The 15,101-nt window shown below is 74.8% G+C and carries 13 protein-coding genes and 1 pseudogene; 10 read left to right on the forward strand and 4 right to left on the reverse strand.

The features are described 5' to 3' along the window. Positions 1-4: 4 nt before the first annotated feature. Together Acit_RS02775 and Acit_RS02780 are read left to right on the forward strand one after the other, a co-directional pair. The gene (locus Acit_RS02775) at positions 5-1,234 is read left to right on the forward strand and encodes a hypothetical protein (protein WP_248105464.1); all 1,230 of its coding nucleotides are present in this window, start codon (positions 5-7) and stop codon (positions 1,232-1,234) included. A 71-nt stretch (positions 1,235-1,305) separates the two neighbouring features. Beyond that, positions 1,306-2,244 (forward strand): HpcH/HpaI aldolase/citrate lyase family protein, encoded by a 939-nt coding sequence (locus Acit_RS02780; protein ID WP_248105466.1) that lies wholly within the window; start codon positions 1,306-1,308, stop codon positions 2,242-2,244. 57 nt (positions 2,245-2,301) lie between these two features. On the opposite strand, the gene Acit_RS02785 is transcribed toward Acit_RS02780, so the two are convergent. From Acit_RS02785 to Acit_RS02795, 3 genes are all read right to left on the reverse strand, one after another. Further along, on the reverse strand, positions 2,302-3,477 hold the full coding sequence (locus Acit_RS02785; protein ID WP_248105468.1) for a S1C family serine protease: 1,176 nt from the start codon (positions 3,475-3,477) through the stop codon (positions 2,302-2,304). Positions 3,478-3,741: 264 nt separating this feature from the next. Further along, entirely contained in the window at positions 3,742-5,361 is a 1,620-nt protein-coding gene (locus Acit_RS02790; RefSeq protein ID WP_248105469.1) for an acyl-CoA dehydrogenase family protein, read from the reverse strand. A 70-nt stretch (positions 5,362-5,431) separates the two neighbouring features. Beyond that, positions 5,432-6,100: a class I SAM-dependent methyltransferase gene (locus Acit_RS02795; RefSeq protein WP_248105470.1), complete on the reverse strand. Its 669-nt coding sequence runs from the start codon at positions 6,098-6,100 to the stop codon at positions 5,432-5,434. A 99-nt stretch (positions 6,101-6,199) separates the two neighbouring features. Here Acit_RS02795 and Acit_RS02800 point away from each other — a divergent pair, with 99 nt between their 5' ends. The 8 genes and pseudogenes from Acit_RS02800 to Acit_RS02835 all read left to right on the forward strand — a co-directional run bounded on the left by Acit_RS02800 (position 6,200) and on the right by Acit_RS02835 (position 12,889). Then, the gene (locus Acit_RS02800) at positions 6,200-6,628 is read left to right on the forward strand and encodes a DUF6941 family protein (protein WP_248105471.1); all 429 of its coding nucleotides are present in this window, start codon (positions 6,200-6,202) and stop codon (positions 6,626-6,628) included. A gap of 66 nt (positions 6,629-6,694) precedes the next feature. Next, positions 6,695-8,296, forward strand: coding sequence for a hypothetical protein (locus Acit_RS02805; protein ID WP_248105472.1), 1,602 nt, complete (start codon positions 6,695-6,697; stop codon positions 8,294-8,296). Beyond that, positions 8,293-8,670 (forward strand): annotated as a pseudogene (locus tag Acit_RS02810) (MaoC family dehydratase); the annotation flags it as partial. The gene Acit_RS02805 and the pseudogene Acit_RS02810, both read left to right, overlap by 4 nt. Before the next feature lie 117 nt (positions 8,671-8,787). Beyond that, positions 8,788-9,642, forward strand: coding sequence for an iron-sulfur binding domain-containing protein (locus Acit_RS02815; RefSeq protein ID WP_248105476.1), 855 nt, complete (start codon positions 8,788-8,790; stop codon positions 9,640-9,642). Positions 9,643-9,713: 71 nt separating this feature from the next. After that, on the forward strand, positions 9,714-10,673 hold the full coding sequence (locus Acit_RS13410) for an MBL fold metallo-hydrolase (RefSeq protein ID WP_248105477.1): 960 nt from the start codon (positions 9,714-9,716) through the stop codon (positions 10,671-10,673). Continuing rightward, positions 10,670-11,224, forward strand: coding sequence for a flavin reductase family protein (locus tag Acit_RS13415; RefSeq protein ID WP_248105479.1), 555 nt, complete (start codon positions 10,670-10,672; stop codon positions 11,222-11,224). Before Acit_RS13410 ends, Acit_RS13415 begins: the two co-directional genes overlap by 4 nt. A gap of 9 nt (positions 11,225-11,233) precedes the next feature. Beyond that, a complete protein-coding gene (locus Acit_RS02830; protein WP_248105488.1) occupies positions 11,234-11,782 on the forward strand; it encodes a dTDP-4-dehydrorhamnose 3,5-epimerase family protein in 549 nt (182 codons plus the stop codon). 63 nt (positions 11,783-11,845) lie between these two features. Then, a complete protein-coding gene (locus tag Acit_RS02835) occupies positions 11,846-12,889 on the forward strand; it encodes a DUF4115 domain-containing protein (RefSeq protein ID WP_248105490.1) in 1,044 nt (347 codons plus the stop codon). Here Acit_RS02835 and Acit_RS13420 read toward each other — a convergent pair. Then, positions 12,856-15,033: a S9 family peptidase gene (locus Acit_RS13420; protein ID WP_312709256.1), complete on the reverse strand. Its 2,178-nt coding sequence runs from the start codon at positions 15,031-15,033 to the stop codon at positions 12,856-12,858. The two genes, Acit_RS02835 and Acit_RS13420, sit on opposite strands and share 34 nt — an antisense overlap. Between the last annotated feature and the right edge of the window lie 68 nt (positions 15,034-15,101).

A 15,101-nucleotide genomic window follows, 5' to 3' on the forward strand; every position in this document is an offset into this window, starting at 1 on the left:
GGCGGTGGCTCGCCAGGACCCCGAGAGCCTGGTCGAACGGTACGTGCGGCTGGGGCTGGAGCTAGGTCGACATCTCGACGGCCTCGTCGACGCCTACTACGGCCCAGCCCGGCTCGCCGAGGAGGCAGCCGCTGGCCCGCCTCGTCCGCTGCCGACCCTGGTGGCCGAGGCCCGGCGGCTGCTCGCCGACCTGGAGGCCGGGGCCCCGCTGGACGGGGAGTCCGGAGGCAGCGAAGGGGCGAGCGAGGGCCAGCGCCGGCGTTGGCTGCTCGGGCAGACGACCGGGCTGCTGACCACGGCCCGACGGCTGGCGGGGGAGCCGGTCGGCTACGTGGAGGAAGTGGAAGCCTGCTACGGGGTCCGGCCCGCGCCGGTGCCCGAGGACGAGCTGGCCGACGCCCACCGGGCCCTGGAACGCCTCGTGCCGGGCAGCGGGCCGCTGGCCGAGCGCTGGGTGGCCTGGCGGGAGGCCCATGCCGTGCCCCCCGAGCGCCTGCCCCGGTGCATCGAGGCCCTGGCCGAGGTGCTGCGAGAGCGGACCGCCGCGCACCTCGGCTTGCCCGAGGGCGAGGAGGTGCACTTCGAGCTGGTCCAAGGCCAGCCCTGGTCGGGGTTCAACCGCTACCACGGGGGCTTGCGCTCGACCGTCTCGATCAACACCGACCTGCCGGTGCTCTCCCTCAGCCTCCCCATGCTCGTCGCCCACGAGGCGTATCCCGGGCACCACACCGAGCACAGCCGGAAGGAGGTCCGGCTGGTCCGGGGGCGGGGCTGGTGGGAGGAGAGCATCTTCCTGGTCGGCACCCCTCAGTGCCTGGTGGCCGAGGGGCTGGCCGACCTCGGGGCCGAGGCGCTCCTCGGGCCCACGTACCCGCTCGTCGTCGCCGAAGTCCTGCGGGGAGCGGGGGTGCGCTACGACGCCGAGCTGGCCGTGGCGGTGGCCGAACCGGCCGAGGTGCTCTCGGCAGCCCGGGCGAACGCGGCGTGGCGGCTACACGTGGAGGGGGCCGACGCCGATGAGGTGACCGAGGACCTGGCCCGCTTCGCCCTGGTGCCCCGGGCCCGGGCGGCCAAGGCCGTCGAGTTCCTCCAGCACCCGACCTGGCGGGCCTACATCACCTGCTACGTCGCCGGCCTGCCGCTGTGCCGGCGGTTCGTGGCCGGCGACCTTCGTCGCTTCGCCCGGCTGGTGAGCGAGCAGCTCCTGCCCGCCGACCTGGTCCCCCCGGCCTGAGCCCCCTGGACCCGACCGGCGGCGGCCCGGGCCTGGGAGGGGTGCTCGCGCCGCGCACTACAGTTGCCGCCATGTCCGCACGCACCCGCAGCATGCCGCGCCGTTCGTGCTTCTCCACGCCGGGCTCCAACGAGCGCTTCTTGCAGAAGGCCCCGACCGTGCCGGCCGACATGTCGTTCCTGGACCTCGAGGACTCGGTGGCCCCGAAGGAGAAGGAGGCGGCCCGGGCCAAGGTGGTCGAGGCCATCCGCACCCTGCCCTGGGACGACCGGGTGCTCTGCGTCCGGGTGAACGCCTGGGACACCGAGTGGACCTACGGGGACGTGGTCGAGGTGGTGGGCAACGCCGGCGAGCGGCTCGATGAGGTCATGCTGCCCAAGGTGCAGCGGGCCGCCGAGGTCGTGGCCCTCGACCTGCTCCTGACCCAGGTGGAGAAGAAGGCCGGCCTGCCGGTCGGGCACATCGGCATCGAGGCCCAGATCGAGACCACTCTGGGCCTGATCAACGTCGAGGAGATCTGCGCCGCCTCGCCCCGCCTGGAGACCATCATCTTCGGCCCGGCCGACTTCGCGGCCTCCATGGAGATGCCGGTGCTGACCGGGGGGGTGCAGATCCCCGAGTACCCAGGCGACCACTTCCACTATGTCTTCTCGAAGATCCTCATGGCCGGGCGGGCCAACGGCCTCCAGGTCATCGACGGGCCCTACCTCAAGGTGCGCGATCTCGACGGTCTGCGGGACTTCGCCCAGCGCACCCAGGTGCTCGGCTACGACGGCAAGTGGGCCCTGACCCCGGACCAGGTGACCGTCCTGAACGAGATCTACTCGCCCACCCAGGAGCAGTTCGACCGGGCCTGGGACATCCTCGACGCGTACCAGAAGGCTACCGAGGAGGAGCGCCGGGGCGCCGTCATGTTCGGGGACGAGATGATCGACGAGGCGAGCCGGAAGATGGCGGTGAAGTTCGTGAGCCGGGGCGAGCGGGCCGGCCTGACCCGTTCGGCTCGCTAGCGGCCTGCGGCCGCCGGGCGGGCCGCTGCCCTCCTGGACCCCTCTGGCCGAGGAGGCTCACGGCACCGCCAGTTCCTCGGAACCGAGGGTCACCGAGACGGTCCGGGTCTTGCCGTCCGCCAGGATCGCCAGGGTGACCTGCTGGCCCGGGGCGTGGTGCTGGACGGCGCTGACCAAGGCGGTGGGCGAGTCGATCGGCTGGCCGTCGAGACCGACGATGACGTCGCCGGCGACGAGGCCGGCGGCCGCGGCCGGGGAGCCCGGGACGACCTCGAGGACCAGAGCCCCCGTCGTGGCGGGGAGGCCGAACTCGGCCTGGAGCGCGGGGGTGATGCTCGTCACCACCACCCCGAGGTAGGTCTTGGCGGTGGGCCGGCCGGCCCCGGCCTCGAGCTTGGGCAGCTCCGCTTCGAGCTGGGTGACCGGGATGGCGAAGCCCACGTTCTGGGCCGGCGCGTTGCCCGGCGAGCTGCTCGCCACCGCGGTGTCCATGCCGATGACGTGGCCGTGGACGTCGACCAGCGGCCCGCCGGAGTTCCCCGGGTTGATGGCGGCGTCGGTCTGGATCGCCCCGGTGATGTGCTCCGTGTAGCCGTCGGGCAGCTGCGCGCTGAAGGCCCGGTCGAGCCCGGAGACGATGCCGCTGGTCACCGACGGGCTGCCGGGGGCCAGGGCGAGGGCGTTGCCGATGGCGACCACGCCCGCCCCGAGGGCGATGCTCGAGGGTCGGGCGAAGTGGACGGTGGGCAGGCCATGGACCCCCTCGATCTGCACCAGCGCCATGTCGTTCGCCGGGTCGGTCCCGATGACCTTCCCGGGGTGGCTGACGGTCTGTCCGTAGAGGGTGACCCGGACCGAGACGGCCCCGGCGACGACGTGGTTGTTGGTCAGGACCTCCCCGCTCGGGGTCACGATCATGCCGCTCCCGGCCCCCACGACGGTCTCATCGCCGACGACCGACGGTTCGAAGCTGGTGGTCTGGATGGAGACCACCGCCGGGAGGACCTTCTGGATGATGGCCGCCACGTCGACCGGCGCGCCCGGCACCCCGAGGTCGGAACGGGTGGGTCGGAACTGCTCGACGATCGTCCGCTGACCGCTGGTGGCGACCACCCCGCCGACTAGGCCCCCGACCACCGCGCCGACCAGGGCCGCCACGAGGGCCACCGCCAGCCACGGGGTGCCCCGGCGTCGCCCGGTCTTCCCGTCGTGGCCGGCGGCCGGGGGGATCACAGGACCCGGGCTCGGCGAGGGCCAGGGGCTCGTGCCGGTCGGGGAGGGCCCGGGAGCTGTGGTCGCGGGTGAGGACCAGGGCCAGGCCGCGGGCCCGGCGTTCGGGGGAGTGTCCTGGTGCTCCGATGCATCTGCCATGACGACCTCCCGTTGCGACGCCACCATGGGGGCTCACCTGGAGTCGGGGTTCCCCCCGATGGTGTCCTACCCGAAGGGCGACCGGGGACCGCCCTGCCCCGGCCCGATGGGAGTGCGGCGAGGCGATCAGCCTCCGGCAGCCTGCTCGACCAGCCGGCGGGCGACGACCTTGAGGGCCAGGGTCTCGTCGGCGCCCTCGAAGATGGAGAGCACCCGGGCGTCCACGAAGTAGCGGCTGACCGGGTACTCCTCGGCGTAGCCCATGCCGCCGTGGAGCTGCATGGCCTCCCGGGTGACCCACTCGGCGGCTCGGCAGACGTAGGCCTTGGCCATGGAGGCCTCGAGGCTGCCCTCGCCCTTGGCCATGAGGCGGGCCACCTCGTAGGCCAGCTGGCGGGACATCTGGATGAGGGCGGCCATGCGGGTCAGCTTCGCCCGGGTGAGCTGGTAGTCGAGGATGGGGTGCCCGAAGACCACCCGGTTCGCGGCGTAGGCCATGGCCGCCTCGTAGGCGGCCTGCATGACCCCGAGGGCCCGGGCCGCGGTCTGGAGGCGGCCGTTCTCGAACCCGGCCATCTGCAGGTAGAAGCCGCGACCCAGGCCGGCCTCCCCGCCGATGAGATGGTCGGCCGGCACGAACCAGTCCTCGAAGGCGATCTCGTAGGAGTGCATGCCGCGATACCCCAGGGTGTCGATGGGCCGGCCCTCCATGCGGCCGGGGCCACCGCTGAACCCCTGGGCGAGGGGGTCCTGGGTGAAGACAAACCCCTTGCCGTCCCCCCGGGGCTTCTCGACGATGAACAGCGAAAGCCCTCGGTGGGCCTTGCTGCGGTCCGGGTCGGTCCGGGCCAAGAGCATGAGCACGTCGGCCCGGGCGGCGAAGGTGCACCAGGTCTTCACCCCGTTGATCCGAAAGCCACCCTCCACCGGGGTGGCGCTGGTGGTGATCCGGGCCACGTCCGAGCCGTAGTCCGGTTCGGTCACCGCCACCGCCGGCATGACCTCGCCGCTGGCGAGCTTGGGCAGCCAGGTGCGCTTCTGCTCCTCGGTGCCCCCGGCGAGCAGGGCCCGGGCGAGGATCTCGGGCCGGGTGATGAGGGAGCCGCCCGCCCCGAGGGAGGCCTTCGAGAGCTCCTCGGTGGCCACCACCATGCCGAGGTAATCGTGCTCCCCGCCGCTGGCGAACCCGCCGTACTCCTCGGGGATCGAGAGACCGAGGGCGCCGAGCTCGGCCAGACCGGCGATGATCTCCTCGGGGATGTCGGCGTTGGCCCGATGGATGTGCTCGGCCCGGGGAGCCAGCTGCTCCTCGGCGAAACGCCGGAAGGTGTCCCGGACCAGCTCGAAGTCGGGGTCGAGGTGCCGGTCGCCCTCGACGCCGCAGAGCGCGGCGAGGGTCTCGGGCCGTCGCCAGGTGGCGAGGAAGGCGCGGGCCGGCGCCAGCCAGTCGGGGTCCACGCCCCAGGCCTCCTCCCGCCCGACGACCCGCCCGGCCAGTTCGGCCAGGGCGTCGGCCACGAAGACGCAAGCCAGCGCGGCCTCTTCGGGGCCGCTCGCGCCGTAGACCAAGGCGGCCTGGGCGGTACGAACGGCAGCAGCGGCGTGGGCCAGGTCGTAGGCCACGACCTGGTGCTCGTCCAGGTCGGTTCCGCTCGCCAGGCGAGCCGCCGCCGCCTGGGTCACGGCCAGGGCGCAGTCGGTGGCGGACCGGGCCGCTTCGAGGTCGGCAGGGGGGATGGCAGGCACGCCCCGGAGGTTACCCCGCCGTCACTGGGGGCCCCGTGGGGGCGGGTGCCGTGGGGCTGGCCCGAGCGGTTCAGGCCAGGCCCGACGGCCCGTCGGGGTCGGGGGATCGACGGGCGAGGACGGTCACCAAGGGGGGCAGGAGGACGGGGTCGTCCTCGGGGGGCACGCCGGTGAGCTCGGCCAGGTAGTCGTGGACCGGTCCGGGGCCGGCTCCGGCGGGGGCCTCGGCCCAGGCGTCCACCAAGGCGAGCCCGGCCCGCTGGACGAGGGCCGGGAGGACCGCCCCGACGTCGGGGTGGCGGGCGTCGGGCATCGAGAGCGGTCGGCCAGCCACGCGACCGGCGGAGGTGACCGGCTCCTGGGCCACGACGAAGCCCCCCGGTCGCACCACGCTGGCCATGCGCCGAAGGGCCACGAGGGGATCCCGGACGTGGATGAGCAGGAAGCGGCAGAAGGCGAGGTCGACCGTCTCGGGCAGGACGAGGTCCTCGACCGCTTGGGTGAGGGCCACGACTTGGGCGAAGGCCGCCGCTTGGGCGGCGACCTCGTCGCGGGCCCGGGGATCGCTGTCGACCGCGTAGACCCGGCCGTCCTGGCCGACGAGCTCGGCCAGTGCCACGGTCACGTCGCCTTGGCCGGCTCCCACGTCGACGCAGCGCCAGCCCCGACCGACGCCCAAGCGGGCCAGGGCGGTGGCCAGGGGCCGGCGATAGACGTCGTCCCGGAGGGCGTGGGGCACGGGGGCCACGCTAGCGGTCCCGCCCGCCTCGCCAGGGCCTGCTTGGACCCACCGGGCGGGGCCGGAGCCTGCGGGTGCTGGCGGCTAGCCTGCGGCCCCGTGAAGGTCACCATGCTCCTGTGCGACGCGGCCCAGGTCGCCGACGGCAAGCTCTACATCCTCGGTGGCGGCTGGTCGCTCACCGGCCCGGAGCCCGTGCCCTCGGCCATCGCCTTGAAGGTCGAGGTCGGATGGCACGAGGTGGACACCCCGCATCACTGGGAGCTGTTCCTCGAGGACGCCGACGGCCGTCCCGTGCTCGTGGCGACCCCCGAGGGCAGCCAGCCGGTCGAGGTCCGAGGAGAGTTCCAGGTGACCCGCCCGACCACCGTCCCCGAGGGCACGCCCATCGACGTCGCGCTCGCGGTCAACCTGGGTCCGCTGCCGCTCGAGCCCGACAGCCGTTACATCTGGCGGCTCTCGATCGACGGCGAGGCGAACGAGGACTGGGCGCTGGCCTTCACGACCCGGCCGCTGCCCCCGGCCTGAGCGAAGGCCGCCGTGACGGCGGGGCAGGGGGGGGACGCACGGTCGGTCGGTCCGGTCTTGCGGCGAGTGGGGGGCGCGATCGTCACCCTCGCCGGCTGCGCCTTGCTGGGGGACCGGGCGGTCGCTGGTGGCCAGCGGGCCGTGGCCGTGGCTGCGGGAGCCGGTGCTCCCCCGTTCGCCCTCTGGCGGGGCGTCGTGGCGATCGGGCTCCTCGCGGTGGTCGGGCTGCTGCCGGCCTGGCGCCTGGCGGGCCGACGACCCGTGGCGCTCTTCCTGGCTCCGTGTCTCGGCGGGGCGATCGCGGGGGTGTCGGCTGCGGTGACCGTCGGGGTGGCCAGCGAGCCGCTGCGCTGGTTCGTGGCCTTCGCCGCGGCCGCCAACGCTGCGGCCGCCGCGTCCCTGGCGGCACCGGCGGAGCGCAGGGCCGAAGCCCCCCCGGGGACCCGGGCCCGGAGTCGGAACCTCGGGCGGCTGGCACTCGAGGCCGCACCGGTGCTGCTCGGCGTGGCCCTGGCCGGTTCGGCCCTCGCCGGCCGGGGAGCGGCGGCGGGGGCCACCGAGCACTGGCTCCCCCTCGCCGGGCTGCTGGTGCGGGGCCACCGGGCCCTGCAGCCCGCCCTGGCGAGCCCGGCCGAGGCCCAGCGGCTGCTCGCCTCGCCGCTCGGGGCAGGGGTCGGAGCGGTCACGTGGCTGGTCACGCGCTCCCGCTCGCCCTTGTTGGCCACCTGGGCGGTCGGCGGGGTGGTCCTGGCGGCCCTCGGGGTCGGGGGTGCTGCGATGACCGAGGCGGTCCAGGCGGCCTGGGCGAGCGGTCGGAGCCGGCGGCTGGTCGGTGCCCTGCTGGGGATGGCCTGGGTGCTGGCAGGTGCGGCGCTGCTGGGGGCCGAGCTGGTCGATGGGTCCCTCGGTGCCCTCTGGGCGGTCCCGGCGGCCTCGGCCGTCCTCCTCGGGCTCGTGGTGCCCTGGCAGGGCTGGAGCGTGCGGGCCGCTTTGCTGCTCGGCGTGGTCGGGGCGCTGGCCGCGCCGATGGGGTCGGTGGCCATGGTCGGCTTGGTGCTGGCCCTGGTGCTTCGGCGCCGGGTCCTCGGCCGCCGGGGCCTGTTGGCCGGGGTGGTGGGTACGGCCGGTCTGCTCGCCGGGGTGGCCGCCGCGGTGGCCTGGCCGGTGGTGGCCGCCCTGAAGGGCGCGGCAGTGGTCCGGGTCGGGCCCGCCCCGGGCTCGATCCCGACCCGTCTGGACGACGCGTGGCACGAGGTGGTGGCCGCCGGGCTCTGGCCGGCCGGCCTGGGCCTCGCGGTGGCCGTCGTCGGCCTGCTCGTCGTGGGCCGGCAGCGGGGGGTCGTCGGCGGGGGCAGTGCCGGGGTGGTCGCCGTGGGCCTCCTCGTGCTGGCCGCTGCCCTGGTGGCCGAAGGGTGGGATGCCCCGGTGCTCCAGCCGCTCGTCGACACCGCGCCGGCGCGCGCCGGAACGTTCTGCGGCCTGGTGGGTCTGGCGCTGGCTGGTCGCTGGGCGGCTGGCGGGCTGGCGGCGGCCAGCCGGGCCAGCTCGAGCCCGCCGGCCGACGGCCCAGCACCGGTCGTCGAACCGGGCGATCAGGGCCGGGTCGATCCCGCGGGCAGCGGCCCGTTGGACGGGGACGGTCCCGGCGGGCTACACCGAGCGCCATGACGACCTACGACCGACCCTTCGGCCGCTGCTTCGAGGACTTCGAGGTGGGCGACGTCTACCGACACTGGCCCGGCAAGACCATCACCGAGTACGACGACCACCTGTTCTGCATGCTGACCATGAACCACCATCCCCTGCACACCAACGAGTGGTTCGCGGCCCACGAGACCGTCCACGGGCGCAACGTGGTCGTGGGGAACCTGGTCTACTCCTTGGTGCTCGGCATGTCGGTGCCCGACGTGAGCGGGTCGGCCATCGCCAACCTCGAGGTGGAGTCCCTCGTGCACAAGCACCCGACGTTCCACGGCGACACCATCTACGCCGAGACCAAGGTCTTGGACAAGGTGCCCTCGTCGTCGAAGCCGGACCGGGGGGCTTCCGGCGCAAGGTGATGGTCTGGAAGCGTGAGGCCCTCCCGGCCAGGCGGCGCCCCTACGGCGACGACGTCTGGTCCTGACGCCCCGGCCGCCGCCGGAGCGTTCCAGGCGGCGGTGCTCGAGGCGTCGGCCCGGCTCCGGCCCTGGCCGTGGCGGACCACCCGGGATCCCTGGGCGGTGCTGGTCAGCGAGGTCATGCTGCAGCAGACCCAGGCCGCTCGGGTGGTGGGACCCTACGGCAGGTTCCTCGACCGCTTCCCGACCCCAGCGGCCTGCGCGGCGGCCAGCCCGGCCGAGGTGCTGCGGTGCTGGGCCGGCCTGGGCTACAACCGTCGGGCGCTGGCCCTCCAGCGGGCGGCGGTCCGGATCGTCGACGAGCACGGCGGCCAGGTGCCCAGCGACGTCGCTGCCCTCGAGGGGCTGCCGGGGGTCGGGGCCTACACGGCACGGGCGGTGCTCTGCTTCGCCTTCGGCCAGCCGGTGGGGGTGGTCGACACGAACGTCCGCCGGGTCCTCCAACGGGCCTGGCTGGGGCGGGCCGTCCCGCCCCGGACCCTGCAGGCCGAGGCCGACCGGCTGGTGCCGGCCGAGCGGGCCTGGGACTACCACCAGGCGCTGATGGACCTCGGGGCCCAGACCTGCACGAGCCGGCGGCCCCGCTGCGCGGCCTGCCCCCTGGCCGGGCTCTGCCGATGGCGGGCAGCCGGCCATCGCGGGCCGGACCCCGGCGGAGGGATGGCCCGGCAAGGACCCTTCGAGGGTTCGGACCGCCAGGGGCGGGGTCGCCTGGTGGCTGCCTTGCGCCAGGGCCCGGTCCCTGCGGGGGCGTGGGCCGAGGCGGCCGGGTGGCCCGATGAGCCCGATCGGGCAGCCCGGATCGCGGCCCGCCTGATCCGAGACGGCCTGGCCGAGCTCGACGCCGCCGGGTCGTTGCGCCTGGCCGGCGACCGAGCCGGGGTCGACGGCTAGCCTGCCCGGCGCGGGGCCGGGCCCAGAGTGCCGCGCACGGGCGGCGCCGGAGGAGAGGAGCGAGGGCAGCGGTGCGAGTGACCTTCTACGGTGTCCGGGGCTCCTGCCCCTGCTCCAGCGAGGGCCACCGGCGCTACGGCGGGAACACGGCGTGCGTGGCGGTCGAGCTCGGGCCGGGCGAGCCGACCCTGATCCTGGACCTCGGGACCGGCCTGCGACCCCTGGGGCTGGAGCTGGCCGACCGCGTGGGGGCGAGCGAGGCGGACCGACGCTTCGTGGCCCTGCTGTCGCACCTGCACTGGGACCACCTCATCGGCCTGCCCTTCTTCGAGCCCATCCTCCAGATCGGTGGTCACCTCGACGTCTACGGCCCGGCCCAGGAGGAGGGGACCATCCAGGAGGTGGTGGACGCCGTGGTGAAACCGCCGTTCTTCCCGGTGCAGGTGGGCGAGCTGAAGGGGGCGGTGGCCTTCCACGACCTGGCGGAGGGGACCCTCCAGATCGGCGGTGCCCGGGTCCTGGCTCGCTGGGTGCCCCACAGCGGTCGGACCCTGGGGTTCCGGGTGGAGGCGGATGGCGCCACCCTCGCCTACCTTTCGGACCACCAGCAGCCCGAGGACGACCGGGTCGTCGACCCTGGGGTGCTGGCCCTCTGCGACGGGGCAGACCTGGTGATCCACGACGCCCAGTACACGGCGGGGGAGCTGCGGGCGAAGGCGGACTGGGGCCACTCGACCCCGGCCTACGCCGTCCACGTGGCGGCTGCCGCCGGGGCCCGGACCCTGGTCCTGTTCCACCACGATCCCCGACACCTCGACGAGCAGCTCGACGCCATGTGGGCGGCAGCCCAGGCCGAGCCGGAGGCCGCCACGTTGGCCAGGGTGCTCTCGGCACAGGAGGGCATGGTGCTCGAGGTCCAGCCCGGGACGGTCACACCGTCGTCCGGGCACGAGGCGCGCCGGCAGGGGCCAGGGGTGGACGGCCCAGGGTCGGACGGCCCAGGGGCGGACGGCCCAGGGGAGCAGGGGTGAGCGCCGGGGCGGCCGGCGAGCCGGCCCCCGTCGGGCCCGGAGCCGAGGCCTTCAAGGCGGTCCTCGGCCGCTTCGCCACCGGGGTGACGGTGGTGACCGCCACCACCGTCGAGGGCCCAGTGGGCTTCACCTGCCAGGCCTTCACCTCCCTGTCGCTCCAGCCGCCCCTGGTGGCCCTGGCCCCGGCGAAGGGTTCGACCTCCTGGCCGCGGATCGCCCAGGCCGGCGCGTTCTGCGTGAACGTCCTGGCCGCGGGTCAAGAAGAGCTCTGCCGTCGCTTCGCCACCCCGGCCGAACCGCCCAGCGCCAAGTTCGACGGCGTGGCCTTCGAGCGGGCCCCCAGCGGCGCCCCCTTGCTGGGTAGCGTCCTGGCCTGGGTGGACTGCCGGCTCGTGGTCGTCCACGACGCCGGAGACCACGAGCTTGTGGTCGGCGAGGTCCGGGCCTTGGGGGTTGGCCAGGGCGAGCCCCTCCTCTACTACCGGGGGCGCTTCGGCCGGTTCCTGGCCGCCGAGGGCGAGCCGCCGGGGCCGCTCGGGCCGAGTGACTAGGGTGCCCTCGTGGCCCGCCTGACCCCTGCGCCCATCGACGACGTCGTGCTGGTCGAGCCCGAGGTCCACGGAGACGACCGGGGCCGCTTCGTCGAGACCTACCGGCGCTCCTGGTTCCCTCTGGGCCGAGAGATGATCCAGGCCAACCGCTCCGAGAAGCGCCAGGGAGCGGTGGTCGGCCTCCACTACCACTTGCATCAGGCGGACTACTGGTACGTCCTGCGAGGCCGGGCTCGGGTGGTCCTCCACGACCTGCGGGTGGGCTCGGCGACCGAGGGCGTCACCTGGAGCGTCGACCTCGACGGTGCCGAGGACCGGGGCCTGTTCATCCCCCCCGGCGTCGCCCACGGGTTCGCGGCGCTCAGCGACGTCCTGCTGTGGTACCTGGTCGACGGGTACTACAACCCGGCGGACGAGCTCGGGGTCGCCTACGACGACCCGGCCATCGGCGCCGACTGGGGCCTTCGCGACCCGGTGCTCTCGGCCCGAGACCAGAACAATCCCCGACGGGACCAGATCCCCGAAGCCTTTCGACCCCGGGCCGGACTGCGGAGGTAAGGATCGGGCCGCCGGGGCACGGGGCGCGGCGCGCTCGGGCGCGCTGCTTGCTTGAATGGGACCGTGGTGGTGCTGCTGGGGGTGCTCGGCGCCGCGGCCCTCGTCGGGGTGGCGCGCCTCGCCTGGCAGCGTTGGGGCTCCTCGGGCGAAGAGCGGTCGGTGGACGGCTACCACCAAGCCCTCCGCACCCTCCAGGGACTGGCCTCCCGGAACGGCGGCGCTGCCGAGGGGGCAGCCGGCGCGGCGTCGGCGCTCGGGGCGAGCCCCTCGGGGGCACCCTCCCCGTTGCGGGTCCGACGTCCCCTCGCGAGGGGCGCCCTCCCCGAGCCGGGGGGCTGGCCCGGTGCCCGGACGTCGGACACCGGGGGCGCTCAGCGCGCCGAGACGGCACCCTCGACCCCCCGGCCCAGGCGCCCCGAGCGGCACGAGGGGCCCGGCGAGACCACCGCCCCAGTCGCCCTGGTCTTCGACGACCTCGGCCCCGGGCCGGTCGTGCACGAGGGGCTGGGCCCCGGCCCGGGCGCTGTCCCCGCCTGGTTCGCGCCGGCCCCGGGCACGGCGGCGCCGTCGGGCGCCGGGGTCAGCGGGTCGCCGAGCGCCACCCGCCGGCGGCTGCTCCCCGGCGTGGTCGTCGGGGTGGCGGTCTGCGTGCTGGGCTTGTCGGTGGCCACCGTGGTCTTGGCTCTCCAACGGCCCGGGACAGCGGAGGTGGCGAGCGCACCACGGCCAGCGACCCGCCGGGGCCCCAAGGACGGCACCACGCGGAGCGGGTCCGACCAGCCCCAGGTCGGCGACCAGACCGGTCCGCTCCAGCCGGTGACGGCCAGCGCCGAGGCGGCCACGGTCCTCGTCCCGAGAGCCTCGTACCGGGTCCAGGTGTCGGTGAGCGGGATCTGCTGGATCGAGGGTCTGGAGACGACGAGCGGGACGGATGTGTGGTCCGGGATCCTCCACGCCGGCCAGCAGCACACCTTCGACTTCCAAGGGCCCGTGCTCCTGCGGATGGGGGCGGCCGACGCGTCGGTGACGGTCGACGGCCAGCCCCTCGCCCTGCCGGCAGGGCACCACGCTCCCTACGAGGTGACGTTCGAGCCCTCCTCGGACTGAGGCCGAGGGACACTGGCGAGGCCCAGAAAAGCGAGGACCACCGCCAGGACGAAGGCCTCCTCCCGCCAGGCGGCGTAACGGCCCGAGGGCCCGGCATGGCCGGCCCCGAGGTCCACCCGGAGGAGCACCTGGTTGGCGGGGTGGGCGGCCCGGAGCCGCTGGACCCACTTGGCCGGCTCGTGGCAGCCCACCCGGCTGTCCTCCAGGCTGCCGGTGGCCAGGACCGGGGGGTAGGGGACCGGGCGAACGTTGTCGTAGGGGGCGTAGGAGGCCATGACGCGGTAGACCTCGGGGTCGGCGAGGGGGTCCCCCCACTCGTCGCGTTCGGTGACCGTGAGGGGCAGGGTGGGATCGAGCATCGTGGTGAGGCAGTCCACGAAGGGGACCTCGGCCACCACCCCGGCGAAGCGCTCGGGGGCCAGGTTGAGGGTGGCCCCGACCAAGAGGCCGCCGGCCGAGGCGCCGCGGAGCACGATCCGCTCCGGGTCGGCCCAGCCCGCGTCGACCAGCCGGTCGGCGACCGCGAGGAGGTCGGTGAAGGAGGTCGGCTTGGCGGTCAGGCGGGCCCCCTCCCACCATCGCCGCCCCAGCTCGCCGCCCCCGCGGACATGGGCCAGGGCGACGGTGACCCCCCGATCGAGGAGGCTCAGACGGGCCGAGGAGAACACCGGGTCGAGGCTGTGGCCGTAGGCGCCGTAGCCGATCAGGAGGCAGGGGGCGCGCCCGTCGAGGGGCACGTCGGCTCGGCGGACGACCGACACCGGGATGCGTTCGCCGTCGGGGGCTCGGGCCCAGAGCCGGGCGGCGTCGTACCGATCGGGGTCGTAGCCCCCGAGGACGTCCTGCTGCTTGCGGACCTGGGACCGGCCGCTTCGAAGGTCCAGGTCCAGGGTGGTCCGGGGCACGAGGAGGGAGGTGTGCTCGTAGCGCAGGGTGGGGTTGGCTGGGTCGGGGTTGGGCCCCAGCCAACAGGCCGCCGGGTCGGGAGGAGTCGGGACGGTTCGGCCCTCGGGAAGCGGCAGGTCGGCCGACCCGAGGTCCTCGGGCAGGGGCAGGACCGACAAGCGGGGGCTGGCCCCGGCCCGCTCGGCCAGGACGAGATGGTCGGCGACGACCTCGAGGGCTTCGAGGTGGACGTCGGGACGGTGGGGCACCAGCTCCCGCCAGCGGGGCGGGAGCTCCCCGGTGGCCTGGGCGGGCAGGCCACAGACTCGGAACTCGGGGGCCTGGTCGTCGGTGAGGAGCAGGAACCAGCCGCGGTGGTGCTCTGCGACGTAGGAAACCCCCTCCCGGCGGGGCAGGAGCACGGCGGGCCGGGCCCCGGGGTCGTCGGTCGGCACCACCCAGATCTCCGAGGTGACCTTGGCGTGGGACTCCACGAGGACGTAGCGGCCGTCCTTGGTCCGGCTGAGGCCGAGGTGGAACCGCTCGTCGGGCTCGCGGAGAAGGACCTCGTCGGCCTCGGGGGGGTCGCCGAGGCGATGGCGAAGGACCTGCCAGGGACGGTTGGCGTGGTCCGCCCGGGTGTAGAGCAGGTGGCGGTCGTCGAGGAAGACCACCCCTGCGGCCACCTCGGCGATCCGCTCGCACGGCGCGTCGGGCTGGTCCGCGAGGCGGACGTGGAGGACGTAGCGCTCCGCGCCCCGGAGGTCGACGGTGTAGGCCAGCCGCCGGTGGTCAGGGCTCGGCACGACGTCCGCCACGTCGAGGTAGGCGGCGCCGTCCGCCAGACGGTTCTCGTCGAGGACGACCTGTTCCCCGGGCAGCGGTGCGTTGCCGGGGTCCGGAGGGTCGAAGTCCTCGGGGCGGCGGGGCGCCCGACAGTGCAAGGGGTACTCGAGGCCGGTCAGGGTCCGCCGGTAGTACCACCACGGGCCCCAGGCCACGGGCACCGAGCGGTCGGTCTCGGCCACCCGGGCCCGGATCTCCTCGAAGAGCTGGGCAGCCAGGGGGGCCAGGGGGGCGGTGGCCTGCTCGGTGTGGGCCTGCTCGGCCCGCAGGTGGGCGAGGACCGCCGGGTCCTCGAGGTCCGCCAGCCAGGCCCAGGGGTCCAGGCGCACCTGGCCATGGACCGTGGTGCGCTGCGACCGGCTCGGGGCCCTGGGGGGGCGAGGCCGGAGTGAGGAAGGGCGGTCCGTCGTCACCGGGCGATGATGCCTCGCCGGTGGGGGCCTGGCACGGGGAGCCGCCCTGGTTGTTACTATGGCCGTAG

Origin of the sequence: Aciditerrimonas ferrireducens, assembly GCF_023130475.1 — a bacterium.
Taxonomy (GTDB): domain Bacteria; phylum Actinomycetota; class Acidimicrobiia; order Acidimicrobiales; family UBA8190; genus Aciditerrimonas; species Aciditerrimonas ferrireducens.

What these genes read in the sequence shown, in the direction of transcription:
- Acit_RS02780 (WP_248105466.1), top strand. Translation starts at nt 1,306, where the DNA reads ATGTCCGCACGCACCCGCAGCATGCCGCGCCGTTCGTGCTTCTCCACG.